Here is a 22,444-nt window from a genome sequence, read left to right as displayed (position 1 = left end):
TCTCGTCCAGCCACTTCGCTCATCGGCGTGCTCCTAGCAGTCACAGGTCACGGCATTGATGACGGGACGGCAGAGTTCCGGCGCGCCGTTGCAGCAATCTTCCATCAGATAGGCCAGGAGGTCCCGAAACCCGGTCATGTCGGCGACGTAGCGCACGATCCGGCCATCGCGTTGGGGGTGGATCAGCCCGGCATGGGCGAGCACCTTCAGATGCGCCGACATGGTGTTCTGGACCGCGTCCAGCCTTGTGGCGATCTCGCCCGCCGGAATGCCTTCCGGACCAGCGCGGACGAGCAGCCGGAAAGCATCCAGCCGCGTCTCCTGGCCAAGGGCCGCCAGCGCGTTCAACGTGCCTTTTTTATCCATATATCCGAATCCTTGGATTTATGGATATCGACTCTCCCGCGACCTGTAAAGCGGGATTCCGGACGGCCGCAACCAAGCGGGTCTTCACCTCGGATGCAATCCGCCCTCGCCAGCCATCAGGTGACGGCCAGAACCTTGCCCGTATCGTGCTCGCGCACGAAATCCACGCGGGCGCCGTCCCAGTGATAGCTGTAATGCCGGCCCTGCACCGGAATGGTGATGGCGTCCGGCCAGAAGATGCCGATGCAGCCGCCGCCCGGCATGCGCACGCTGTTCCACACCAGCCCGTCGCTGCCTGTTTCCCGCAGCGCCCGCCCCTCCGCCTGCGAGGCGATGTAGTCGTCGGGATCGAGCACGCCGGGCACGGCGTTCACGTCGTCGAGGTCGCGGTCGACGCTGCCGACCAGCACGCGGAAATCCGCCGTCCAGCCCGGATCCTCGTTGGTGGCGCGCATGAATTTCTGATGGTGGTGGATGGTCTCCGCGAGCGCCACCTCCTCGCTGTCGCCGGCATAGTAGATCCCGTAGCTGCCATCCGAGAACCGACCGGGCCGCAGGGTCGAACAATGCACGAAGGGCGCCATCACGAAGCTGGCGCCAGGGCCGGAAACCCGCCTTGTGGCCGCAACCTTGCCAAGGTCGCCGATCTCGAGCCTGATGCGTGGGTTGGTCTTCTCCTCGACCGCCGCCAGCGCCTCCCAGTCGCGCGGGTCGGCAATGTCCTCGAAGAGGTCGATCGGGGGATGGATGGAGCGGATGATGCGGAAGGTCTGGTGCCAGTGGACGCGGCGCCGGACCGCAAGCCCACTCACCATGCACCACGCTCCGCATCGAGCCATTCGCGCATCGCCGCAAGGTCGGAGATTTCGCCGCGAAGCATCAGGTCGAGCGCCGACTGGCCGCCGAAAGCGGCATTGGGCTTGCGGATCCAGGCATAGCCGCGCGCTGGCTCCGTAAAGAGATAGCGCAGGCCTTTGTGGATGCCCATCAGGTGCGCCATGCGGGTGCGCAGGTCGCGGTCGATCCTGCCGACGCCGCCCTCCTTCCAGCGTGCCCCAGTCTTCCAACGTGCCCATGTGCGCGCCGACATGCCGCCGAGCAGGATGCAGGCCTCCAGGTCGGTGAGGTTCCAGGCCTTGAACAGGTTGATGGTGGTGCGCGCCAGCGCGCCCGCCTCTTCATCCGAAATAGCGCTTCCAACTGTGGCCGGCGTGGTGACTATGGGCTGAAGCTGCATTTTGCGTCCTCGCTATTGGCAGATATATAGCATGCATTTGCCAATTGGCAAGAAACAGATCCAACGGCGGATCAGACGCATACCGTCAATCCCCATCCAATCACGCGGACCGCGCCCCTGAATTGCAGGACGGGCCGGCATTGACGCCGGCCCGGAACTGCGTCGTGCCTATTCGGCCGCCTCGTAGCCGGCGATGCCCTTGATCTCGAGGAAATCCTCGAGCCCGTATTCGGCGTATTCTCGACCGTTGCCCGACTGCTTGTAGCCGCCGAACGGCAGGCCGGCGTCCCAGGTCGGATAGTTGATGTAGACATTGCCGGTTCGCATGCGCGCCGCCACTTCGCGCGCCTTCTGCATATCCTTGGCCTGGATGTAGGAGGCAAGGCCGTAGACCGTGTCGTTGGCGGTTTCGATCACCTCCTCGACGCTGTCATAGGGCATGATCGCCAGCACCGGTCCGAAGACCTCCTCGCGCGCGATGCGCATGTCGTGGGTGACGTCGGCGAACACGGTCGGCCTGACATAATAGCCGCGGTTGAGTTCGGCCGGACGACCCGGGCCGCCGGCGACCAGCGTGGCACCTTCTTCGATGCCGCTCTGGATCAGCTCCTGGATCTTGTCGAACTGGACCTGGCTGACGACCGGGCCAAGCTTGGTGCCGGCAGCATCTGCCGGACCGACAGTGAACTTTTCAGCCGCAGCCTTGGCATAGCCGGCGGCCTCGTCGTGGCGGTCGCGCGGCACGAACATGCGCGTCGGCGCATTGCAGGACTGGCCGCTGTTGCCGAAGCAGCCGGCGACACCCTTGGTGACGGCCTTCGCGAGGTCGACATCGCCAAACAGGATGTTGGCCGACTTGCCGCCGAGTTCCTGATGCACGCGCTTGACGGTGTCGGCGGCTGCCTTGGCCACCAGGATGCCGGCGCGGGTCGAACCGGTGAACGACATCATGTCGATGTCGGGGTGGCTGGACAGCGCCTGGCCAACGCCCGGTCCGTCGCCATTGACGAGGTTGAAGACGCCCTTCGGCACGCCGGCCTCATCCAGGATTTCGGCGAAGATGATGCCGTCGAGCGGCGCGATCTCGGACGGCTTCAGCACCATGGTGCAGCCGGCGGCAAGGGCGGGACCGACCTTGCAGGTGATCTGGTTCAGCGGCCAGTTCCACGGCGTGATCAGGCCGACGACGCCGATCGGCTCCTTGACCACCAGCGAGCTGCCCTTGACATGGCGGAACTCGAAGCTCTTCAGCACGTCGGCCATCTTCTGCAGATGCGCGAGGCCGACGCCGACCTGGCTGTCGAGCGCGAACTGGCGCGGCGCGCCCATCTCGCGCGATACGGCAAGCGCCAGATCGGCGCTGCGTTTCTTGTAGACCTCGATGATGCGGTTCAAGAGTTCGAGCCGCTCGCCGACCTCGGTGAAGCCAAAGGTGTTGAAGGCGCGCTTGGCGGCGGCCACCGCCTTGTCGACATCGGCCTTGGAGCCGAGTGAAATCTGCGCGAAGGCATCCTCGTTCGAGGGATCGATGACGTGGAATGTGTTGGGCACAACAGGATCGACCCACGCGCCATCGATATAGAACTGCAGATTGTGTGACATGGTTTTCTCCTTGGGGTGCGCCGCATGGCTTTGCCGGCCGTCATATGTGGCTGGAGATAACGATGCACAAACGCCGCTGTCAAACGCAAGAGCCAAGTGATTGAGCCAGCGTGTGCAATTTGCCTTCGTCGTTCCAGGACGAAGCCGCTACGCTTATCGGAACCGGTCAAGAACCGCCGTCGAGTTCCTTCGCGCCCCCCTCTGTCCTGGGCGCCACAGAGCGCTACCTTGAGCCGTTCACGCTCTTCGCCCCGGTCAATACTCCTGCGCCGTTGGCCGAAACAGGATCTCGTTGATGTCGACCTCGTCCGGCTGGCTCATGGCAAACACCACTGTCCTGGCGAAGGAATCGGCTGGGATGGCCACCCGGTCGTAGAGTGCGCGCACGCCTTCGGCGACATCGGGTTCGGTGACGCTGTCGGGCAATTCGGTCGCCACGGCGCCGGGCGAGATGATGGTGGTGCGGATGTTGTAGGGCTTTACCTCCTGGCGCAGGCCCTCCGAGATGATGCGCACCGCGTGCTTGGTGGCCGCATAGACGGCGCCGCCCGGCCCTACCTTGTGGCCGGCGACCGACGAGACGTTGATGATATGGCCGCTCTTCTGCGTCTTCATGTGCGGCAGTACGGCGGCAATGCCGTAGAGCACCCCCTTGATGTTGACGTCGATCATCCGGTCCCAGTCCTCGACCTTGCCGCGTTCCAGCGGCGAGTGCGGCATCAGCCCGGCATTGTTGATGATGACGTTGACGCGGCCATGTATCTCGACGGCATGATCGACCAGACGCCGGACCTGGCCGACATCGGTCACGTCGGTTGCAAGGATGGCGTCCTGGCCGAGCGATAGCTCATCGGCGAGTGCCTGCAGCCGGTCGAGGCGGCGCGCGCCCAGCACCAGCTTCGCGCCCTCTTTCGCCAGGAGCCGCGCGGCCGCCTCACCCAACCCGCTGCTTGCGCCGGTGATGACGACCACCTTGTCCTTGATATTCTCGGTCATGATCTCTTCCTTCTGATTTTTGGCATTGCTGTCCCCGGCAGCTTGCGCGTTCGAATTGGCGGCTCAGCCGGGCACGTCGACCCTGCCGAGCCAGCCTATGACCTGCTCGAGCGTCTCGCGTTCCTGGTCGCACTGCTTGGAAAATCCTTCGATGAGCCGCGCCCCTGGCGCGTGGTCGCCGAGGACTTTCAGGCTCTGCCCGAGGCCGTAGCCTCCATGGGTGATGAACGGCACCAAGGTCTTGCCGGACAGGTCGTGCCGCGACAGGAAGGAGCGGATCACCGAAGGCGCGGTCATGCCCCAGATCGGAAATCCCAGGAAGACTGTCTCATAGGATGCGATGCCCGGCACGGTGGCGGCGAGCGGCGGTTCAAAGCCTGAATCTCGCTGCTGTTGCGCGACAGCGACCTGTTGCTCGTAGTCTTCCGGGTAGGGATCGACGGTCTGGATCTCGAAAATGTCAGCTCCGAGAGCGCGACCGATCTGACGGGCGACGACACGCGTATTGCCGGTGCGGGTGTAGTAGGCCACCAGAATCTTGGCGCCGCCCGCCGGCCGCGCGTTCGACGCGCCGGCAGGCTGGCTCAATCCGGCACTCAATCCAGTGCCCAGTGGCAATGCAAGCGCGGTCATGAGTGCACCTCGTCTTGAGACCGACTGGCTCATCCCGCTCTCCTTGCGCTAACGCCCAACCCGCGCCTGCAGATGTGCCGGATAGCGGTCGCCCTGCACGGTGATGGCGGACACTGCGTTCTCGATGTCGCTGAGGTCGTCGGCGGTCAGTACGACACTGGCCGCGCCGATGTTTTCCTGGAGCCGGCTGAGCTTGGTGGTGCCGGGGATCGGCACGATCCACGGCTTCTGCGCCAAGAGCCAGGCCAGCGCAATCTGGGCCGGCGTCGCCTGCTTGGCCCTTGCAATGGTGCCGAGCACATTGACCAGCGCCTGGTTGGCCTTGCGCGCCTCGGGCGAAAAACGCGGCACGATGTTGCGGAAGTCGTCGCTGGCGAAGGTGGTGGTCTCGCTGATCGCGCCGGTCAGAAACCCCTTGCCGAGCGGGCTGAACGGCACGAAGCCGATGCCGAGTTCTTCAAGCGTCGGAATGATTTCCTTCTCGGGTTCGCGCCACCACAGCGAATATTCGCTCTGCAAAGCGGCCACTGGCTGCACGGCATGCGCGCGGCGGATGGTCTGCGCGCCCGCTTCCGACATGCCGAAATGCCCGACCTTGCCTTCGGCGATGAGTTCCTTCACCGCGCCGGCGACATCCTCGATCGGCACGTTGGGGTCGACGCGATGCTGGTAGAAGAGTTCGATGTGGTCGGTCCTGAGGCGCTTCAGCGCCGCCTCGGCGACCTCGCGGATATTTTCCGGCCGGCTGTCCATGCCGCGCGACACCTCGCCGCCGGCAAAGCCGAACTTGGTCGCGATGACCACTTTGTCGCGGACCGGCGCCAGCGCCTCGCCCAGCAGCTCCTCATTGACGAAGGGGCCATAGGCCTCCGCCGTGTCGAACAAGGTGACGCCGTTGTCGACGGCCGAGCGGATGAGCTCGATAGCCTGCCCCTTGTCCGTCGCCGGGCCGTAGCCATAGCTCAGCCCCATGCAGCCCAGCCCGATGGCTGAGACTTCGATGCCGCTGTTTCCAAGTGTGCGCTTTTGCATTGTTGTTCTCCGTTGTTCAGGCTTGGTATTACGCGTCGGTGACCTTCTCCATCCAGTCGACGGCCTTGCCGTCGAGCGCTTCCTGGATGGCGATGTGCGTCATGGCTGTGGTCGGTGCCGCGCCATGCCAGTGCTTCTCGCCCGGCTCGAAGCGAACCACGTCGCCGGGCCGGATCTCCTCGACCGGGCCGCCCTCGCGCTGCACGCGGCCACAGCCGGCTGTGACGATCAGCGTCTGGCCGAGCGGATGGGTGTGCCAGGCGGTGTGCGCGCCGGGCTCGAAAGTGACCGCGTTGCCGGCCGCGCGCGCCGGCGCGATGGCTTGAAACAGCGGATCGATGCGGACAGTGCCGGTGAACCAGTCGCCCGGACCCTTGGTCGAAGGCTGCGAGCCGCTTCGCTTGATATCCATGGTTTTGTCCCTTCTCGAAGCGGGGCCAGACGCGGCCGCCGGCCTCAGAGCCGGCGCCCTTTGGGCCGCCCGATTGCGATGGTGCCTATTTAGGGCCTGCGATTGATCGCGATTAGCTGCTATATCCGGCATGTACTTATGAGGAGGGCTCATGAATGCCGCGCGACAATCTGAACGAGCTGACCGCCTTCCTCGCCGTCGCGCGAGAGCAAAGCTTCACCCGAGCGGCGGCCAGGCTGGGCGTCTCGCAATCGGCGCTCAGCCATACATTGCGGGCGCTGGAGGAGCGGCTGGGCGTGCGGCTTCTGACCCGCACCACACGCAGCGTCTCGCCGACCGAGGCGGGCGAGCGCCTGGCTCGCAGCATTGGGCCGAGGCTCGACGAGATCGAGATGGAACTCGCCGCCTTGAGCGCATTGCGCGAAAAGCCCTCCGGCACCATCCGCATCACCGCCGGCGAACACGCCGCCGATGCGATCCTGTGGCCGGCGATCGCCGGGCTGCTGCCCGACTATCCCGACATCAGGATAGAGATCATCGTCGATTACGGCCTGACCGACATCGTCGCCGAGCGCTACGACGCCGGCGTGCGGCTGGGCGAACAGGTAGCGCGCGACATGATCGCGGTGCGCATCGGCCCCGACATGCGCATGGCGGTGGTCGGCGCTCCAGCCTACTTCGCCGCCCGGCCAAAGCCGCGCGCGCCGCAGGACCTGACCACCCACAACTGCATCAATCTACGGCTACCGACCTATGGCGGGCTCTATGCCTGGGAATTCGAGAAGGCGGATCGCGAACTGAAGGTGCGGGTCGAGGGTCAGCTGGTGTTCAACACTGCCGCGCTGCGGTTGAATGCCGTGCTTGCCGGCTTGGGTCTTGCCTATTTGCCCGAGGACCAGGTGACGACCTATCTGGCCGACGGCCGGCTGGTGCGGGTGCTGGCCGACTGGTGCCCGCCCTTCCCCGGCTACCACCTCTACTACCCCAGCCGGCGACAGGCGACGCCGGCCTTCTCGCTGCTGGTCGATGCCTTGCGCTACCGCGGCTAGGTAGTGGGTCAGTTTGAAACGTCGTTTGCAGAGCGCCAGAACCTTACCATGCGGATGCACATGCGCCGCTTCACCCGCCTGACCAATGGCTTCTCAAAGAACGTGGAAGCCCACGCCAACGCCGTAGCCCTGCACTTCATGTACTATAATTTTGTGCGCATTCATAAGACGCTGCGCGTCACGCCTGCCATGGCGGCTGGCGTGACTGACAAGCTTTGGGAAATCGCGGACATCATTGCGTTAATCGAGGCAAAGGAAGCCGAAAAACCGGTAGTGCGCGGCCCCTACAAGAAACGCATTGGCTAGAGCGGTCATTTCCGCGATGTGGATGGCCCACGGGTAGGAAAGCGAAGTGGGGTTGCCGGATCAAGCCCAACCTCGGAAACCCGAAGCGGTACAACTGTATCGTGCGGATGAGCGCGACCAACCCAATTTCCCCATACCACTTCAGCCATAAACCTGCGGCCGCGACATTCGACCTCAATCAAGTCACCGACCACCGGAGCCGTTCCAGCAAATACGTTTTCGTCTGCGCGAAGCTCACGTTCCGTGACTACTTCGCCGTCCTTCAGTGCAATACGCTTTACCCAATAGGCCATAGCGACGGTATAATTCCTGCGTCTGTCAGGGTCCAGTCGGTCTTTCAAATTTCAAACTGACCCACTACCCGCGGCTAGATGGAGTTGACGAAGCAGGACCGCATCGGCATCATCTGCGCGGCGTGGCCTGCGCCGAACCTCCAAGGGCTGTCCCGAGCACGGTCTTGAACGGAGGCAAAGGGACTTCGAGTCTCAGGCCGCTGTCTTTGGTCCGATCGTTTCGAATGTGGTTGCTGGGGAACTCCGTCCGGAACGTGAAAGGCCATGACAATGACCCAAAACGCAAATTTCAAACGTCGCGTGCGGGCTCGCGCCGCCAAGACAGGCGAGTCCTACACGGCCGCTCTCAGGCATTTTCACCGCGACGCGCCGGATGATCCCACGCCCGAAGCCAGGTCGCTGCGATTGGCCGTGGCGCAAACCACTGTCCATGATGACCCTCGCAACATCGCCAAGCTGCGCGACAGCGGGATGGAGATGCGACGCCTGATGCGAGAGGCGCGGCAGGCGGGAGCGAGGCTGCTGCACTTTCCCGAAGGCGCGACCTGCTCCCCCAACAAGCGCATCATGTCGGCCAATGGTCCCGCAACAATCGGGCCGGCCGATTGGGACCGCTTCGAATGGACCGTCCTGCGCGAGGAACTGGAGGCGACGCGCGAACTTGCGCGCGAGCTAGGGTTGTGGGCGGTCTTCGGTTCGGTGCATCAACTCAGCCAACCGCACCGGCCCCACAACAGCCTGTACGTCGTCTCCGATCGTGGCGAGCTGGTAACGCGCTACGACGAGCGCATGCTTTCGAACACCAAGATCTCGTTCATGTACACGCCAGGTTCGATCCCGGTGACGTTCGAGGTCGATGGGTTCCGCTTCGGTTGCACGCTCGGCATGGAATCGCACTTTCCCGAGATTTTCATCGACTATGAGAGGCTCGATGTCGACTGTGTCCTGTTCTCGACAATCTCTCCCACCGATGGCCCGGCTTTCGCCGTCGAGATGCAGGGACACGCGGCAAGCAACAATTATTGGGCCAGCTTCTCGGTCGCTGCACAACACGGCCAGACCGCCCCTTCGGGCGTCGTTGCTCCCGGCGGCCGGTGGGCGGTGCAATGCCCTGCCGATGGAACGCCCTCGATCGCCGTCGTCGATCTCGACAACAATCCTGGAGACCCGGCCCGGCCATGGCGGCGAACGGCACGAGCCGGAATTTATCAGTCGCATCTGGTGGAAGACGACCGGCGGAGCAACGACCGCGGCATGTTCTGACGCGTGTCGCCCAAAAGTGCACAGCGGTTTTGGGTGAAGTAATGATTTGAATCGCGTCGCATGGATCCGTTTCGACGCGACGCACTTTAGGGTCAAAGCTCAATCAGCAGGTTGCCGCAGACGGCCCGTCAGGAATTGACTGGATCAAGGCGATGATAGTGCCGCCGGCATACCCGTCTTTCGCCCTCATGCGTGGCCATCAGGGCCGAAATACTTGGCCTTCAGCCATGTGTTCGACGGTCCGCTTCTGTAGCGGCTGTCGGCGCGCTTCGAGATGATGATCTCGAGCTTCTCGATGGTGCGGAAGATCGCCAGCGCACGGCCCTCGAAATGCTCGCTGTACTGGATCTTGCCGAGGCCGTGCTCAACCAGTTGCCACAGCGCCTGCTTGCGCCGCAGCAGGGGCAAGGAGGTTAGATTGCGACCGTCGAGATGGAGGATGTCGAACGCGACGAACACCAGCCGGCTCGGTTCGTTCCAGATCGCGGCTTCCAGCGCAGGGCAATCGGGAGCGCCCTGCTCGCCCGGCACAATGACTTCGCCGTCGATAATGGCCGACCGGCATGGCAGCTCGACAGCCAGCGCTATGGGCCAGTATTTCGTGGTCCAGTCACGGCCGTTCTTGCTGTAGAGACGCACGCCGCCTTTATCGATGATGATCTGCGTTCGGTACCCGTCAAGCTTGACCTCGTGAACCCATCCCTCACCTTCGGGCGGCCGCTCGACCCGAGTCGGGATCTGCGGCGGAATAAATTCCAGCCGGCCGCTGCTGACCTTGGCACGCTTACTCAATGACGCCACCTTTGACCGAGCAGCGGCGGCTGATCGGCACAGGCAGCCCGACATCCTCCCAACCTGGACGCCTGCCGCCTGTGCCGAGCCCCCGCCGAGCATTGCGAGCATCTGCGCACGGGGCCGGATTGTCGTTAGCTTCGCATCCAAAAATTTATCCTGGCGTACATATCGCACTCGGTGCGGCGCTCTTGCGCCATCACCGACTGGCCTATCTATCCCGGATGGCCTCCGGCCCACGCATTGCCCTGTCAAATTTCGGGCGACCCTGGTTAGTCCATCAAAAGCACCAGGGCGGGATGCAGCTTCTTCAGATTCGGCAATGATTTCGATTGCCAGGGTATGTCGGGCGTTCCGCGAACGACGAGCCGAACATCGGGATGTTTGCGCACCTCGATGGTAAATTTCGCCAGCAGGTTGATGCCGGAAGAGTTGAGAAAGTGAAGGTCCTTCAAGTTGAGCGTAATGGAAGGGGGATTTGCGGCAAGAACACTGGTCGCCAAGGCCGTGACAGGGGCACCTGCTTCTGAACTTGCAAGCCGCATGGCGCCGTCGAAGAAAATTTCACTTCCTTCGATCCACACACGATAGTCGTCTGTCTTGATTTCCATGGCCTTGCTTCGTGACCTAGTTGTGAGTTTGCGAGATCGGAATGGAGGCATATGTCTCCAGGCAAATCCGATCGGTTTCGTCGGCGGGGCTGAATATCCAGGCCAGGCGTGCGCCATAGTCGCTCATCAACGTCAGCAATCCGAGTCCGGAGCCTGTCACGTCGGGGTTGGCAGCATTCGCTTCAATTCGCTGTATCAGCAGGTCTCTGGGGTCCCCAACCGTGATATCCGCCAGGAGACTTTGGAACTCGGACGCGTCTTCACCATCGAGGTCATTCGACACCTTGAGCTTGAAGCACTCCGAATCCATCGACGCCTCGATCACGATTTCACCCGGTGCGCGAAACTTGACAGCATTTTCGATGAGCTCGTTGGCCAGGTATCCGATGCTGTGCCGCACTTCCCTGTAGTCATTGCGGGACGACTGAAAGCGCAATGCGAAAAGATCGGCGATGAAGTCCGAAGTCGTCGCGCAATGACGCCAACTCAAGTCGAGAGGTCCGTCGAACAGCCGCACCCGGCTGACGCTTTCCATCATTCCGATTGCAAGGTCAGGGGTACCGAACAGCGTGGTCATCCTATGTGTGCCTTATGATCACGAGGGTGATGTCGTCGTGGATCTTCTGGATTCCGATATGGGCCATCAGATCCTCGATGATCCCGGTTTTGATTTCCTCGGCGCTGCTGCCATGACGTTTTCGGGCGCTCTGGCAGAGGCGCTCGAACCCGAACAGTTTTCTGTCATGGTCTTCCGCCTCGGTCACACCGTCGGTGTGCAGCACGATCACATCGCCACTCCCGAACAGAATGTCACGCGTGGCAATGAACTTCGAGATGTCTTTCTCCAGACCAACCGGCAGACCCAGATCAAGCGTATCGATGCGTTCGACTTCGCCACCCGCACGGACAACGAGAACATCCTCATGCTGGCCCGATAGCGTTACGCGCTCATCCTCGAAATCAAGAAAGGCCAGCGAGAGATGCTTGTCGGTGTTCGTCCGCTCGATGTTCTTATAGATCGCTCTGTTCAGCCGATCCAGAAACTGGTGTGGATCGGCTTCGTTGGTCTCCTGTAGCGCGCGTGCAACGGATTGGACCATCAGCATCAGCACGCCGCTCTCGAGACCATGACCGGTCACGTCGCCGATGCCGATCTTGACCCGTGACCCGTTCTGCAGGACGTCGTAGTAGTCACCCCCGACCTCGTCGGCCGGTCGCATGTATGCCGCGATCTCCAGCCCTGGAATCGCTCGGAGTTCGAATGGTTTCGGCAGGACCATCATCTGGATATGCCTGGCGACTGCGAGCTCGGCACCGAGGCGGACGTTTTCGTCCCGCAACTTTTCGTTGAGTGCGGATATTTCCTGATTTGCGTCCCCGAGCTCCCTGGTTCGTTCGTCGACGAGTTGCTCGAGGTTTTCCGTGTGAAAGCTAATCTGCTCGGCCATCCGGTTGAAAGCGATGCCTGCCGCTCCAACCTCGTCGCGCGTCGGAATGCTCACGCGGACTGAATAATCCTTGGACTGGAGCCGCTGGGCGGCGCTGGCAAGCGCCCTGAGGCCCGCGGTGATGCGCTTCGAAATTCCGAGTACGGCCGCGAAAACAATCAGAAGCGAAACGATGATCGCACCGACCTGAAAGAGCAGGATACGATTGGTTGCCCGCGAAATACTCTCTTGCGCGGCGAACAGGGACGCATAGATCTCCCGTTCGGGAACGACGATCCCGACCGACATCGTTTCGGACTTGATCGGTCCCGAACTCCACAGATTGGTCGGCTTCAATCTCTTGAGGACGACGATGTAGGGTACGCGCTCGCCCTTGCTGTCGAGCATGATGTGCTGAATGACGCCGTCATTGTTCTGGTCGAGAGGCAGCGACGCGATTGCCGGCTGCAGACTTCCCCGCAGGGACCTCTCCAGGCCGGTGACGCCTTGCGTGCCCGCATCGCTCGATGAAGTCAGGCCGATAATCGCCTGGCCCGACGGATTGATCGCCACCACGTTGCCAGTCGACATCGTGAGGAAGCCGAACCCTGTTTCAGCGATCTTCACACGCTCGACGACTTGCGCGAGCTGGTCGAGAGTGATGTCGGCCCCCGCCGTACCGGCGATGCCTGTGCGATCGCGCGTCCACAGCGGGTGGAAAAAGCTGACGATCAGCTTTCCGGTGATTGCATCGGTGTAAGGCGCTGTCTGGGTAATGTCGTCAGGGACGGGACGAGAGGCCGGATTCCCGGCCCATTGCTGCCATGAACCATAGATACCTGGAAAGAAGAACTCCCAGAACTCCGCCTTGTTGTGGCCCGGATAGAGCTTGTCGAAGGTCTGAGCCTGGTCCGTATACGGAACCGTCCTGAAGATCGGCCGTTCTTTAGGGCCAATATAGTACATCTGCAATTTGGACGACCCGCTGGCCATGAGAGTCGGCGCGACGAGATCGATCACGGTACTGTCTTCTATTTCCTTCTGAACGCCCGGCAGCGGGGTGTGGTCGGCACCCAGCAGATAGCCCCAAACGCTTACCACCGAAGGCGCGCCCGGCAGATTCTGCGCCCAATCGCCCCGCGCGTCATAGACGACCTTCACGGAGCCGGGCGCCTCATGCGAAAGCGTCGCGCCGACCTGTTGCTGCCTGCCCGGATCGTCGATCTGGGCCTGCAGCACGCCGGCCAGCGCCTTGACGTCGCCATGAACTCGGTCGAGCAGCAGGTCGACGCTCAACGCGGTCGATTGGGCATAGGAACGAATGTATTCCTGGTTTGCGGTCGTCAGGCCCTCACCGACTTCCGATGTGGCATCGCGCGACAGCTTTTGAACGTTCCAAAGCGCCAGACCACCGCTCAGCAGGAGGTCGAACAGTACGGCGCCGCCAACGACCAATACGAATTTCGCTCGAAAGGAGCGCAGGCCGAAGCGCGGTGTGGGCTCATCGTGGGCGTTCATTGCGGCCGTCGCCCCGATGCGACCCAAATCGGCCACGCCGCATAACCCTTGGGGTGGAGCGCAGCGAAAATGTGGTCCTGGAAGCCCTGCCGGAACCGTGCGACGAACTCCGGTCCGTCGCCGCGTCTGGTCGCCATCTCGCCCGCATAGACATCCGCCCAGGCTACAATGACATCGGCGAAGTCCTGCGGATCACCGTCCAGGTTAGTGACCATGAAGGTCTCGACACGTATATCTTCGAACCCGGCCTCGATCAGGTACCGCCGACTCTTGGGCCCAAGCTCGACGTCCATCTCGAAATGCCCGAACAGCTTCGCCACCTCGTTGTAGGTCCAACGAATGCTCTCGGCGCGCGGCTCGCCGAGGCAATGCGAATTCTTCTCGTTGGTGATATAGACCCGACCGCCTGGCTTGCATATGCGGTAGAGCTCCTTGAGGATGAGTTCAGGTCGATTGAAGATTTGAAGGGAATGCCGGCAGGTGACCAAGTCAAACTGGGCTTCGTCAAGCAGCATCTCCGACGCATCGCCATAGGTATATTCCACGCCCCGGATATCGAACTCCCGCATCACGCGTCGAGCATAGCTGAGGCTTGACATGGAGTGGTCGAGGGCGACGATCCGCGATGGCTGGAATTCCTTCTGCACGAGCAAGGCGAAATCACCGATCCCGCAACAGATGTCGGCCATGACGATCCCCGGCCTCATGCCGTGTCGCGGCAAGATTGCGCGCTCGTGGCGCCAGGTCATCTTTGTTTGTGTGCGCAGGATTGGAACGAACCCGCCTTCCTCAAGGAAGCCCTGCCCAGGATAGAATTTGCTGTCATACTCCTCGACCGAGATGTTGGGCTCGATCCCGCTCAGGCGACCGAATTTTCGCGAGGTCCATCCGACGACGCTTGATGTGATGACGACGAATTTGAGATCCGGTCGAGCCCGACAGGCGTCAAGGAGGATCCTCGAAAAGGCGTGAAACGCAGCGTTGTTCATCTGCGTCAGGCGTCTGACATTGACGTAGAGAACGCCGCGCACACGACTGATCGCATCGCGGAGCAATGCTATGCTGGGCCCAAGCTCATCGATCGCCTGAGGCCGGACCACGCCCGATATGGAGAACTCCTGATTGTTCGCGTCGTATTGCGCCTTGAAGCGTGGCGGAAGGTCGTAAGGGCTCAATTTTGCAGGCCTTCGAGCGGAAGATCCACGACAAGCCTGATTGCATCACCATCGGCTTCCTCGACCCTGAGTGTGGCGTTGTAGTCGACAGCCAGTTCCAGAAGTACGACCTCCCGGCTTGCCGCAATATCCCCAGACACCGAGTTGAGGTATCGCTCCCTGGCCTCGAATCCCGCGACTTGCGACATGGCTTCTTCGTAGAACTGGCGCTCCCCTGGCACGCATGGGAATGTCAGTTCGATCCTGTCCGTGGCGCCATGGCGAGACACCCTGCATGCCAACTCGCCGTCGGCATGGCGCGTCCGAAAGGCAATTTCCAGCAGTTCGTTGAAGGCTGAGGAAAAGAGGTTTGAATGCCGGACCGAGTCTGATCTATTTTGACTGATCATCCGGGCCATGTATGTCGAGACATAATCGCAGTGTCTCCAAGCGGAGACAAAGGCTTTGATCTCCATGTCGATCTGGATCATGGGCTCAAAAGTCGGCTCGCCAGCCAGGTCATGTTGAACAGGTCCCATCGGCATCCTCACTTACAGTATTTGAGCCCTGGTGGGGCGATGGGCTCCGAGGCGGAAATTTGACCGCCTCCAAATCAGTCAGTCCCGCACTGACCAGAAGAATTGCGTGGCATCTGCGTCGATCGTTTCCACAACTGCCCACTTACGAAGGGTGCAAGGCGCTAGAGCGCCCGATTTGATTTCTCCATCTCTCGTACCACCTTCGGCGGGGACCGCCTGATGAAATCGCTGGTTGCCTCGGCTCCGAGCGGGCGCCCCAGGAGATTACCTTGCAGGCAATCACAATTTTCCTTGATCAGCCACCGTGCCTGTGCCGACGTCTCGACCCCCTCGGCGGTGACACTTATTCCCAGGCCGTGCGCCAGATTTATTATCGATCGCACGATCGTTTGGCTTTTGAGATCGGTCTCCAGGTCTGCAATGAAGTACTGATCTATCTTCAAAGTGTCGAAGGGAAAGTTCTTGAGGTAGCTCAACGAAGAATAGTACGTTCCAAAGTCGTCGAGCGAAATTCGTATTCCCAAGACGTTCAGGGTATTCAACGTGTCGATATTGTCGATCGTCCTCTCAAGAAGGACTGTCTCGGTTATCTCTAGTTCAAGTCTGTCGGCCCGAATTCCCACTGCGTCGATGATCTGGGCGACCGTGTCCGTCAGCGTACCGCTAAGGAACTGAGCCGGCGAGAGGTTCACCGCGACTGTCAGCGAAGAAGGCCACTTTAATGCCTGGCGACAGGCTTGCTCGAGCACCCATCGTCCAATCTCATCCATCAGACCGTCGGCTTCGGCGATCGGTATGAACACGCTGGGTGGAATGATTCCGACGTCGGGATGCCGCCACCGCAGCAGCGCTTCGAAACCGATGGTCGACGAGGGAGGCCGAATGAGCGGCTGATACTCGAGATAGAGCTCGCCCCGCTCCAGCGCGGTTCGAAGGCTGCGCCTCAGATTTTCGCGTTGCTCGAGCAAGAGCAGCATCGAACGGTTGAAGGTTCGAGCGCAGCCGCGTCCATCTGTCTTGGCAGCGTAAAGAGCAATGTCAGCGGCTTTCATCAGCTGCTCGCCATCGGTCCCGTGCTCCGGCCCGAAAGCAATTCCGATACTTGAGCCGACGAAGACCGGAATGCCGTTGATGACGAACGGTTCCTTGAACGCGTCGACCAGCGATCCGGCGAGGCGCTCAGCCTCTGCTGGCTGCTCCTTTCCCAATTGGATGACAGCGAACTCATCGCCGGCATATCGGTACGCGGATTCGCCGTCCTGCAGCGCGTCGCGGATACGACCCGCCGCGAGCTGAAGAAGTGTGTCGCCTGCCGCATGACCGAGCGTGTCGTTGACCGCTTTGAAATCGTCAAGGTCGATTTGCAGCAGGGCGGCTTTCGGCTTCGGTCCGCCGAGGGCCGCCATTGCTTGCTGCAGCCGCTCGCCGAATCGCCGCCGATTCTGCAGTCCGGTCAGCGCGTCGTGCGTTGCCTGATGGAGGAGAATTACATGCTCCTGCTCCTCCGCTACGCTCCGCCCGCCGCGGTCCCTTGATTCGATGATTCCGGCACCATCTGCAGTGCTGAAGACAAAAACCGACCGGGGCGCTCCTCCCGATGATCGCGGCAGGTCGAGGCTTGCCGGAGAGCCACCCTGGAACACGCGAAGAAATTCGTCGCGATACTTCGCATCGAGAAAGCTCGGGTAGATCTCCCAGATGGCGGCGCCCAGCGCCACCGCGGCTCCGTACACGCCTTTGAGCCTGGTTGCGTAGTGCGTCAGACGGAAGTCGCGGTCATAGAACGACAAAAGTTCGGCCGTGTTCGCCAAAAGGTCGAAGAGAACCCCTTCGCCGGCACGTGGAAGATCGATCGAGGTAGGCCCCTCACTCTCCGTGCCGACGCCTGATGCCTCTGGGCGCAAGAGCCACCTCCATGGGCGGCGCAGATTCGCGCCAACCAGTTTAAAAATAGCATAAATGCCATGCTTGGCAAACTTTCAACTCGCAGTCTTAACAAGCGCCGCGTTCGGCATAGTTGCAATAACTTCTCCGCTGTGATTGGCAGCAAATTGTCGATAACGTTCAACAGTCACAGTTCGTTAACAGATCGTGAATTGACGGGAATCAGCTATGCGATTTGACGGCGCGGTGGACGCGACACGAAGATATTGTGGTCGACGATATCGTGGTCCCTGAGGCAGCGTAGCCTACCCGCTCCCGGCAAGCCTCTTTTAGCCCGCCCCATCCGCATCGCCGATCCCCATATTCAGTTTCCGAGCGCCTTGAGCCAACCTTCGAAGGAAGGGGCCTTCTCGTGTCCAGCAAGCGAAACAGAGTGGGCGGGGCGCGGCAACACCATAGTGCTGCGGCCTTCGCGGGGACTGTAGCCGAATTCCTTGCTGAATGCCCGGCTGAAATTAGCCGCTGAACTAAACCCGAAGGCTTCAGCAATTTCGACAATGCGCCGCCTGTCCGCCGCATCGCTAAGCGCAACATGGGCTGCCAGAAGGCGGCGACTTTGTATGTAATGGAGAACACCACCGCTCGGTTCGAACAACTGATAGAGACGGGAGCGTGAGACTGCGAGCGCACGGCACATTGAATCCGGTGTCAGATGAGCCGCATCCAGATTGTTCTGGACGTATCGGCGCGCTCGCTCCATCAGCGCGACACTCGCCAATTGTTCGGCGGCCGCAGCATGTTCCGCCGGAGGCGCGAGGCAGGCAATGATCATGCTGCGTGTTGCGTGCACGATGCGGGGCAGGTCATCAACCGTGAGACTGCGCAGGCTTGCTTCGATGCTGTTGACGTAGTCGACCAGAAGGTTGGCAAAGTTGCCCGACAGAATTGAATTGTTCCTTGCGTCGAGGTTTGCCGCGGCGTCAGAGAACAAATCACGCGGCAGATAGAGAACGAGACTTTCGGAGTCTGTTGTCCTCCCGCGAAACGGATAGCCAAGCGACCTGATCTCCAATTTGCCCGGTTGGCCTTCTGCAATGCGGCGATCGACCTCCGTCCACGACTGGCCGGTATGTGGCAAGGCGATATACCAGTGATCGATCGCGCTGGACCGAAGCTTCGCGGCAGAACGCATGTAGCTATGTGCCGGTGCATGCTGTTGAACGATCAGCATGCCACCGAGATTCCAAGCCGTGTGGTTGGCGGGAAAGCCATCGTCCAGCGACTTGTCATCCGGCAACCTGACCTCGACAAGCGGTGCCATATGCGCTTGCCAAGCGGCGAATTGATCCTGCGGCGCCAGTTCGAGCGTTGAAAAGGACAGCGGTTCGAGCGCTGGCGCGAGTGAGGGAGCAGCCTCATTGCGGGGTTGAGCCTCGCGCGGCCAACGACGTCGATCGCGCTCCGGCGTCTGTCCGGGGGTCTCGTCTTCCCTTTTAGTGTCCATCGTATGGTGCCATATCCGATTCCGGTATGCCCATGCCCCTCTCAATCATGTGGTGTACCACAGGCATCTAGCAAGACTGGCGGGAACTCGTGTCCACAGAAACGACGATCACGCTAGATTACAGTAAGAAATGCATGCCGAGATAAGTTTCTGGATGCGAAGCTAACGACACTCTTCAACCCCGTGCGTATAGATTCGGGCACCATGACATCGTAGTTGAGGAGGCCATCGAAATGAACACAAAGCTCGACAGCGAAGCTCGTCGCAAGATCATTCTTGATGGATACGGTAACAACGAACCGTTGAAGGATATTGCGGCAAAAATAGGGTGTTCACTGGCCAGTTTGAAAGTCACCGCCAGCAAAATCGGTTGCACTCGAACTCCGAAAGAGGCGGCAGACTTTCGACGTGGCTTTCATATCCCGGAGGACAAACGGCAGGACTACCATCAACTCATGACTGTTGGACAGTATAAAGCTCGCGAGTGCGCGCTGATTTTGGGACTCTTAACACAGCAATCATCCAGTGGCGAGTAAACCGATTCCAATACACTATCGACGATAGTGTCACTCGAACAGTCCATCGCCTCGGCGGTTCATCAGCAAAAGACCCTCTGCAAACACGGGCGGCGGGCTCTGAAAGGTTCGCGCAGATGCTGCGCCGGCGCTCCAATCGCACCTGCCTGAGCCATCACGATCTGGCGATTTGCGAACGTGTGTTCAACCAGGTATGCGCGGATGAGGATCTCGATCCTTTGGATCCGAAAGCGGAAATCTTGGCGATGATGGTTGTCGCCCTTCTTCGAAAAGCGCACACCAGCGAGCGCGAACTGCTGGAAGCGGTCAGGTCTCGTCGGCAAAAGGTCGCGAGAAACAGGTACTAGTGCATACCGTCCAAAGCATGCTGCGGTGTTGGTGCATCGACAGAAACCTAAGGCGCGTGATTCCGTTCAGTCACGACGCGCTTTAGTCACGGCACCGGAGTTGATAGAAGTCGGCATGGCATCAATCCATCAGAGCAATCGCCGTGACCGACACCAAGCTTGCCGACACCTATCGCGGCTATATCGCTTGCCTCAACAATCAGGACTGGAGCACCTTGCACCGCTTCGTCCATGACGAGGTGCACTACAATGGCGACCGGGTCGGGCTGTCCGGCTATCGCAAGATGCTGGAGCGGGATTTTTCCGAGATCCCTGACCTCTATTTCGACATCCAGCTGCTGATCTCCGATAGGCCTTTCATTGCGAGCCGGCTTCAATTCAACTGCACGCCAAAGGGAAATTTCCTTGGCCTGCCCGTCAACGGCAGGAAGGTCTCCTTCAGCGAGAACGTCTTCTATGAATTTCTCGACGGCAGGATCAGGCACGTCTGGTCGGTCATCGACAAGGCGGCAATCGAAGCGCAGCTATAGCGGATGAGAGCCGGCGGCGGCTTCCGCGATGCGACCAGAAATCGTTCGCTAGAAGCGATCATTCTAATGCAAATAATTCGTTGGAAAGATCGGTTCAGGAATGGCATTCCTCCGGCATACCCGCCTGGAGCATTGCATTGTCTTCCCTTACCCACATCGCGAACGATATTCCGAAAAGCCTGATTTCCGCCGAACACGCCCAAGGGGGAAAGTCCCTCAATTCGGTGTGGAACGGCGTTGTGCCCGGCATCGTGCTGGTCGCGATGATCACAGGCGTCGCCTTCTCGGCCCGCAATGTGTCCGGCTTCGCTCTGTTCAGCCCGATGATCCTCGCCGTCGTCGCCGGCATGATCTATTCCAACGTGCTCGGCACCCCTGCCCACGCCAAGGCCGGCATTGCGTTTTCGCAGCGCCGGCTGCTGCGTTTCGCCATCGTGCTGCTCGGCCTCCAGCTGACGCTTGGCCAGGTGGTGTCGATCGGCGCCGGCGGCGTCGGCATCGTGGCGCTGACGCTTGGCTCCACCTTCCTCTTCACCATCACGCTCGGCCGGCTGATCGGCGTCGACGCCAAGCTGGCGCAGCTGATCGCCGCGGGCACCTCGATCTGCGGTGCCTCGGCCATCGTCGCCACCAACATCGTCACCGATGCGCGCGACGAGGACGTCACCTACGCCGTCGCCTCGATCACTTTGTTCGGCACCGTCGCCATGCTCGGTTTCCCGTTGCTGGCGCCATTGCTCGGCCTCGACCAGCACGCTTTCGGCCTGTGGGCCGGCGCCTCGATCCATGAGGTCGCGCAAGTCATCGGCGCCGGCTTCCAGAACGGCACCCAGTCCGGCGAGATCGCCACCGTCGCCAAGCTGACCCGCGTCGCCATGCTGGCGCCGATGGTCATCGCGCTCGGCCTGATGGCGCGCCGCAAGAGCAGCAATCAGTCGGCGGCACGGCCACCCATGCCATGGTTTGTCGCCGCCTTCGTCGCAGTCGTGGCGTTGAACAGCCTCGTCACCGTGTCGGCCGAAGTGAAGTCGGCGATGGCGCTCGCCACCACCATCATGCTGACCATGGGGCTGGCCGCCATGGGCCTGCAGGCCGACATCTCGCAGTTGCGCTCGCGCGGCCTGCGCCCGCTGGCGCTGGCCTTGTCGGCCTTCCTGTTCATCGGCTGCTTCAGCCTGATGCTGGTGAAGCTCGCCTAGACCAGGCCAGGGCATGTTGAGATTCAGGTCAGGTCGACCTCACCTGAATCTCAATATGCCCTAATCCTCGATATGCCCTAATCCTCGAACGAGCTAGCGCTCGCATAGATCGCCGCCAGCATCTCGATGCCGGCCTGGTCGGCCTTGTCGAAGCGGCCGGGCAACGGGCTGTCGAGATCGAGCACGCCGAAGACGCCGTCATCGTCCTCGAGCAGCACGACCAGCTCCGAGCGCGAGTCGGCATCGCAGGCGATGTGGCCCGGAAAATCATGCACGTCCTCGATCAGCATCGAGGTGCCCAGTTCGACCGCCGTTCCGCACACGCCCTTGCCGACCGCAATGCGCACGCAGGCTGGCTTGCCCTGGAACGGACCGAGCACCATCTCCTCGTCGGATTGCAGGAAGTAGAAGCCGGCCCAGTTGAGGTCGGGCACCATCTGGAAAATCAGCGCCGCCGCATTGGCGGCGTTGGCAATCGAATCGCGTTCGCCCTCGAGCAGCGCCTTCAGTTGCGTGGCGAGGTCGCGGTAGAACGCGGCCTTGTCCGAGGTGTCAATGGCCTTGGCCGCAAACATCACTTGTCTCCGTATCGAGGATCGCGGTTTCGTTTCCGCAAGCTCTCTGCACCAAACGACCACCGGACGATACTAGCGTGAATTCCGGTCGCCGCGAAAGTCGCGAGAAGGATGCCCGGTCCGATACTCGGCAGCACGGCACGTCCATCGCACCGTGCTGCCTTGATCAAGAAGGCAAGTCCATCAGCCGGCGGGTTTGTACGCGCCCGCAGCCTTGTTGGCAGCCGCGAGCACTGCCTTCATGTCGAGTTCTTCCAGTACAACCATCTCGGTCAGCGAGCCGCTCGCTCGCACCGCAAGGGATATGCCCATTCCTGCGACCTGGTCCGGCACCTCTCCATTGACGACGACGTCATAAATGCCGCGCGTGAACATCACGCTGGTCATCTTGCCGCCAACGCTTTCGAAAAGCGTCTTGACCGCAGCTTGCCTGTCTGACCCCTGCATCAATCCTTTGGCGGCGTGAGGCGCATAGCTTGCCAATATGGTCACTTTCATGACTATTCCTCCCAATGTCATTGTCTCGTGACTGCTCAACAATTCGAGCCGGCACGGAGTGATTTTTTCGGTAGCAATTGCAGGCGCCCTTGGACGCCTTGACGGCCAAGGGCCCACTGCCCGCCAAATATGCGCTGAAGC

The 22,444-nt window shown here is 61.0% G+C and carries 24 protein-coding genes and 1 pseudogene; 7 read left to right on the top strand and 18 right to left on the bottom strand.

The window, feature by feature from the left end:
• Positions 1 to 33: 33 nt before the first annotated feature.
• From AC1DZU_RS06815 to AC1DZU_RS06780, 8 genes are all read right to left on the bottom strand, one after another.
• Entirely contained in the window at positions 34 to 366 is a 333-nt protein-coding gene (locus AC1DZU_RS06815) for an ArsR/SmtB family transcription factor (protein WP_477282966.1), read from the bottom strand.
• Between the two features lie 116 nt (positions 367 to 482).
• Entirely contained in the window at positions 483 to 1,181 is a 699-nt protein-coding gene (locus tag AC1DZU_RS06810) for an RES family NAD+ phosphorylase (RefSeq protein WP_477282964.1), read from the bottom strand.
• The gene (locus AC1DZU_RS06805; protein ID WP_477282962.1) at positions 1,175 to 1,603 is read right to left on the bottom strand and encodes an antitoxin Xre/MbcA/ParS toxin-binding domain-containing protein; all 429 of its coding nucleotides are present in this window, start codon (positions 1,601 to 1,603) and stop codon (positions 1,175 to 1,177) included. The genes AC1DZU_RS06810 and AC1DZU_RS06805 overlap by 7 nt, the downstream gene beginning before the upstream one ends.
• A gap of 168 nt (positions 1,604 to 1,771) precedes the next feature.
• Positions 1,772 to 3,205: an aldehyde dehydrogenase family protein gene (locus tag AC1DZU_RS06800; protein ID WP_477282960.1), complete on the bottom strand. Its 1,434-nt coding sequence runs from the start codon at positions 3,203 to 3,205 to the stop codon at positions 1,772 to 1,774.
• Positions 3,206 to 3,460: 255 nt separating this feature from the next.
• Positions 3,461 to 4,201: an SDR family oxidoreductase gene (locus AC1DZU_RS06795; RefSeq protein ID WP_477282958.1), complete on the bottom strand. Its 741-nt coding sequence runs from the start codon at positions 4,199 to 4,201 to the stop codon at positions 3,461 to 3,463.
• 63 nt (positions 4,202 to 4,264) lie between these two features.
• A complete protein-coding gene (locus AC1DZU_RS06790; RefSeq protein ID WP_477282956.1) occupies positions 4,265 to 4,867 on the bottom strand; it encodes a flavodoxin in 603 nt (200 codons plus the stop codon).
• Positions 4,868 to 4,882: 15 nt separating this feature from the next.
• On the bottom strand, positions 4,883 to 5,866 hold the full coding sequence (locus AC1DZU_RS06785; protein ID WP_477282954.1) for an aldo/keto reductase: 984 nt from the start codon (positions 5,864 to 5,866) through the stop codon (positions 4,883 to 4,885).
• 28 nt (positions 5,867 to 5,894) lie between these two features.
• Positions 5,895 to 6,278 (bottom strand): (R)-mandelonitrile lyase, encoded by a 384-nt coding sequence (locus AC1DZU_RS06780; protein ID WP_477282952.1) that lies wholly within the window; start codon positions 6,276 to 6,278, stop codon positions 5,895 to 5,897.
• 155 nt (positions 6,279 to 6,433) lie between these two features.
• Here AC1DZU_RS06780 and AC1DZU_RS06775 point away from each other — a divergent pair, with 155 nt between their 5' ends.
• The 3 genes and pseudogenes from AC1DZU_RS06775 to AC1DZU_RS06765 all read left to right on the top strand — a co-directional run bounded on the left by AC1DZU_RS06775 (position 6,434) and on the right by AC1DZU_RS06765 (position 9,189).
• Entirely contained in the window at positions 6,434 to 7,327 is an 894-nt protein-coding gene (locus AC1DZU_RS06775; RefSeq protein WP_477282950.1) for a LysR family transcriptional regulator, read from the top strand.
• An 18-nt stretch (positions 7,328 to 7,345) separates the two neighbouring features.
• Positions 7,346 to 7,633: pseudogene (locus AC1DZU_RS06770) on the top strand (IS1 family transposase); the annotation flags it as partial.
• A gap of 563 nt (positions 7,634 to 8,196) precedes the next feature.
• Positions 8,197 to 9,189, top strand: coding sequence for a carbon-nitrogen hydrolase family protein (locus tag AC1DZU_RS06765; RefSeq protein WP_477282948.1), 993 nt, complete (start codon positions 8,197 to 8,199; stop codon positions 9,187 to 9,189).
• A 186-nt stretch (positions 9,190 to 9,375) separates the two neighbouring features.
• On the opposite strand, the gene AC1DZU_RS06760 is transcribed toward AC1DZU_RS06765, so the two are convergent.
• The 8 genes from AC1DZU_RS06760 to AC1DZU_RS06725 all read right to left on the bottom strand — a co-directional run bounded on the left by AC1DZU_RS06760 (position 9,376) and on the right by AC1DZU_RS06725 (position 18,618).
• Positions 9,376 to 10,035 (bottom strand): ATP-dependent DNA ligase, encoded by a 660-nt coding sequence (locus tag AC1DZU_RS06760; protein WP_477282946.1) that lies wholly within the window; start codon positions 10,033 to 10,035, stop codon positions 9,376 to 9,378.
• A gap of 218 nt (positions 10,036 to 10,253) precedes the next feature.
• Positions 10,254 to 10,592 (bottom strand): slr1659 superfamily regulator, encoded by a 339-nt coding sequence (locus AC1DZU_RS06755; protein WP_184875499.1) that lies wholly within the window; start codon positions 10,590 to 10,592, stop codon positions 10,254 to 10,256.
• Between the two features lie 16 nt (positions 10,593 to 10,608).
• Entirely contained in the window at positions 10,609 to 11,169 is a 561-nt protein-coding gene (locus AC1DZU_RS06750) for a slr1658 superfamily regulator (protein ID WP_477282943.1), read from the bottom strand.
• Position 11,170: 1 nt separating this feature from the next.
• Complete coding sequence (locus AC1DZU_RS06745) at positions 11,171 to 13,537, bottom strand: SpoIIE family protein phosphatase (RefSeq protein WP_477282941.1); 2,367 nt, start codon at positions 13,535 to 13,537, stop codon at positions 11,171 to 11,173.
• Positions 13,534 to 14,712 (bottom strand): methyltransferase domain-containing protein, encoded by a 1,179-nt coding sequence (locus tag AC1DZU_RS06740; protein WP_477282939.1) that lies wholly within the window; start codon positions 14,710 to 14,712, stop codon positions 13,534 to 13,536. The genes AC1DZU_RS06745 and AC1DZU_RS06740 overlap by 4 nt, the downstream gene beginning before the upstream one ends.
• Positions 14,709 to 15,182: a ubiquinone biosynthesis methyltransferase UbiE gene (locus tag AC1DZU_RS06735; RefSeq protein WP_246462021.1), complete on the bottom strand. Its 474-nt coding sequence runs from the start codon at positions 15,180 to 15,182 to the stop codon at positions 14,709 to 14,711. The genes AC1DZU_RS06740 and AC1DZU_RS06735 overlap by 4 nt, the downstream gene beginning before the upstream one ends.
• A gap of 209 nt (positions 15,183 to 15,391) precedes the next feature.
• Complete coding sequence (locus AC1DZU_RS06730) at positions 15,392 to 17,083, bottom strand: putative bifunctional diguanylate cyclase/phosphodiesterase (protein WP_477283275.1); 1,692 nt, start codon at positions 17,081 to 17,083, stop codon at positions 15,392 to 15,394.
• Between the two features lie 395 nt (positions 17,084 to 17,478).
• Entirely contained in the window at positions 17,479 to 18,618 is a 1,140-nt protein-coding gene (locus AC1DZU_RS06725) for a helix-turn-helix domain-containing protein (RefSeq protein ID WP_477282937.1), read from the bottom strand.
• Between the two features lie 233 nt (positions 18,619 to 18,851).
• Between AC1DZU_RS06725 and AC1DZU_RS06720 the strand changes: the two genes are divergently transcribed.
• The 4 genes from AC1DZU_RS06720 (at position 18,852) to AC1DZU_RS06705 (ending at position 21,230) form a co-directional block, all read left to right on the top strand.
• Entirely contained in the window at positions 18,852 to 19,154 is a 303-nt protein-coding gene (locus tag AC1DZU_RS06720; RefSeq protein ID WP_095091148.1) for a hypothetical protein, read from the top strand.
• A 116-nt stretch (positions 19,155 to 19,270) separates the two neighbouring features.
• Entirely contained in the window at positions 19,271 to 19,501 is a 231-nt protein-coding gene (locus AC1DZU_RS06715; protein WP_477282934.1) for a hypothetical protein, read from the top strand.
• Positions 19,502 to 19,644: 143 nt separating this feature from the next.
• The gene (locus AC1DZU_RS06710) at positions 19,645 to 20,031 is read left to right on the top strand and encodes an ester cyclase (RefSeq protein WP_477282932.1); all 387 of its coding nucleotides are present in this window, start codon (positions 19,645 to 19,647) and stop codon (positions 20,029 to 20,031) included.
• A 137-nt stretch (positions 20,032 to 20,168) separates the two neighbouring features.
• A complete protein-coding gene (locus AC1DZU_RS06705) occupies positions 20,169 to 21,230 on the top strand; it encodes a YeiH family protein (protein ID WP_477282930.1) in 1,062 nt (353 codons plus the stop codon).
• Between the two features lie 77 nt (positions 21,231 to 21,307).
• Here the strand turns inward: AC1DZU_RS06705 and AC1DZU_RS06700 are convergent, their stop codons facing one another.
• Positions 21,308 to 21,805, bottom strand: coding sequence for a GAF domain-containing protein (locus tag AC1DZU_RS06700; RefSeq protein ID WP_477282928.1), 498 nt, complete (start codon positions 21,803 to 21,805; stop codon positions 21,308 to 21,310).
• Between the two features lie 183 nt (positions 21,806 to 21,988).
• Positions 21,989 to 22,303: a GYD domain-containing protein gene (locus tag AC1DZU_RS06695; RefSeq protein WP_477282926.1), complete on the bottom strand. Its 315-nt coding sequence runs from the start codon at positions 22,301 to 22,303 to the stop codon at positions 21,989 to 21,991.
• Positions 22,304 to 22,444 lie beyond the last annotated feature (141 nt).

Source organism: Mesorhizobium sp. P2_A12, from assembly GCF_056405075.1.
Note: the sequence above shows the minus strand (reverse complement) of the source record. Positions and strands in the feature narration are given on the sequence as shown.

Coding starts and splice junctions, on each gene's coding strand:
- AC1DZU_RS06815 (WP_477282966.1), bottom strand. CDS start 366: ATGGATAAAAAAGGCACGTTGAACGCGCTGGCGGCCCTTGGCCAGGAG.
- AC1DZU_RS06810 (WP_477282964.1), bottom strand. CDS start 1,181: ATGGTGAGTGGGCTTGCGGTCCGGCGCCGCGTCCACTGGCACCAGACC.
- AC1DZU_RS06805 (WP_477282962.1), bottom strand. CDS start 1,603: ATGCAGCTTCAGCCCATAGTCACCACGCCGGCCACAGTTGGAAGCGCT.
- AC1DZU_RS06800 (WP_477282960.1), bottom strand. CDS start 3,205: ATGTCACACAATCTGCAGTTCTATATCGATGGCGCGTGGGTCGATCCT.
- AC1DZU_RS06795 (WP_477282958.1), bottom strand. CDS start 4,201: ATGACCGAGAATATCAAGGACAAGGTGGTCGTCATCACCGGCGCAAGC.
- AC1DZU_RS06790 (WP_477282956.1), bottom strand. CDS start 4,867: ATGAGCCAGTCGGTCTCAAGACGAGGTGCACTCATGACCGCGCTTGCA.
- AC1DZU_RS06785 (WP_477282954.1), bottom strand. CDS start 5,866: ATGCAAAAGCGCACACTTGGAAACAGCGGCATCGAAGTCTCAGCCATC.
- AC1DZU_RS06780 (WP_477282952.1), bottom strand. CDS start 6,278: ATGGATATCAAGCGAAGCGGCTCGCAGCCTTCGACCAAGGGTCCGGGC.
- AC1DZU_RS06775 (WP_477282950.1), top strand. CDS start 6,434: ATGCCGCGCGACAATCTGAACGAGCTGACCGCCTTCCTCGCCGTCGCG.
- AC1DZU_RS06765 (WP_477282948.1), top strand. CDS start 8,197: ATGACCCAAAACGCAAATTTCAAACGTCGCGTGCGGGCTCGCGCCGCC.
- AC1DZU_RS06760 (WP_477282946.1), bottom strand. CDS start 10,035: ATGTCGGGCTGCCTGTGCCGATCAGCCGCCGCTGCTCGGTCAAAGGTG.
- AC1DZU_RS06755 (WP_184875499.1), bottom strand. CDS start 10,592: ATGGAAATCAAGACAGACGACTATCGTGTGTGGATCGAAGGAAGTGAA.
- AC1DZU_RS06750 (WP_477282943.1), bottom strand. CDS start 11,169: ATGACCACGCTGTTCGGTACCCCTGACCTTGCAATCGGAATGATGGAA.
- AC1DZU_RS06745 (WP_477282941.1), bottom strand. CDS start 13,537: ATGAACGCCCACGATGAGCCCACACCGCGCTTCGGCCTGCGCTCCTTT.
- AC1DZU_RS06735 (WP_246462021.1), bottom strand. CDS start 15,182: ATGATCCAGATCGACATGGAGATCAAAGCCTTTGTCTCCGCTTGGAGA.
- AC1DZU_RS06725 (WP_477282937.1), bottom strand. CDS start 18,618: ATGGACACTAAAAGGGAAGACGAGACCCCCGGACAGACGCCGGAGCGC.
- AC1DZU_RS06720 (WP_095091148.1), top strand. CDS start 18,852: ATGAACACAAAGCTCGACAGCGAAGCTCGTCGCAAGATCATTCTTGAT.
- AC1DZU_RS06715 (WP_477282934.1), top strand. CDS start 19,271: ATGCTGCGCCGGCGCTCCAATCGCACCTGCCTGAGCCATCACGATCTG.
- AC1DZU_RS06700 (WP_477282928.1), bottom strand. CDS start 21,805: ATGTTTGCGGCCAAGGCCATTGACACCTCGGACAAGGCCGCGTTCTAC.
- AC1DZU_RS06695 (WP_477282926.1), bottom strand. CDS start 22,303: ATGAAAGTGACCATATTGGCAAGCTATGCGCCTCACGCCGCCAAAGGA.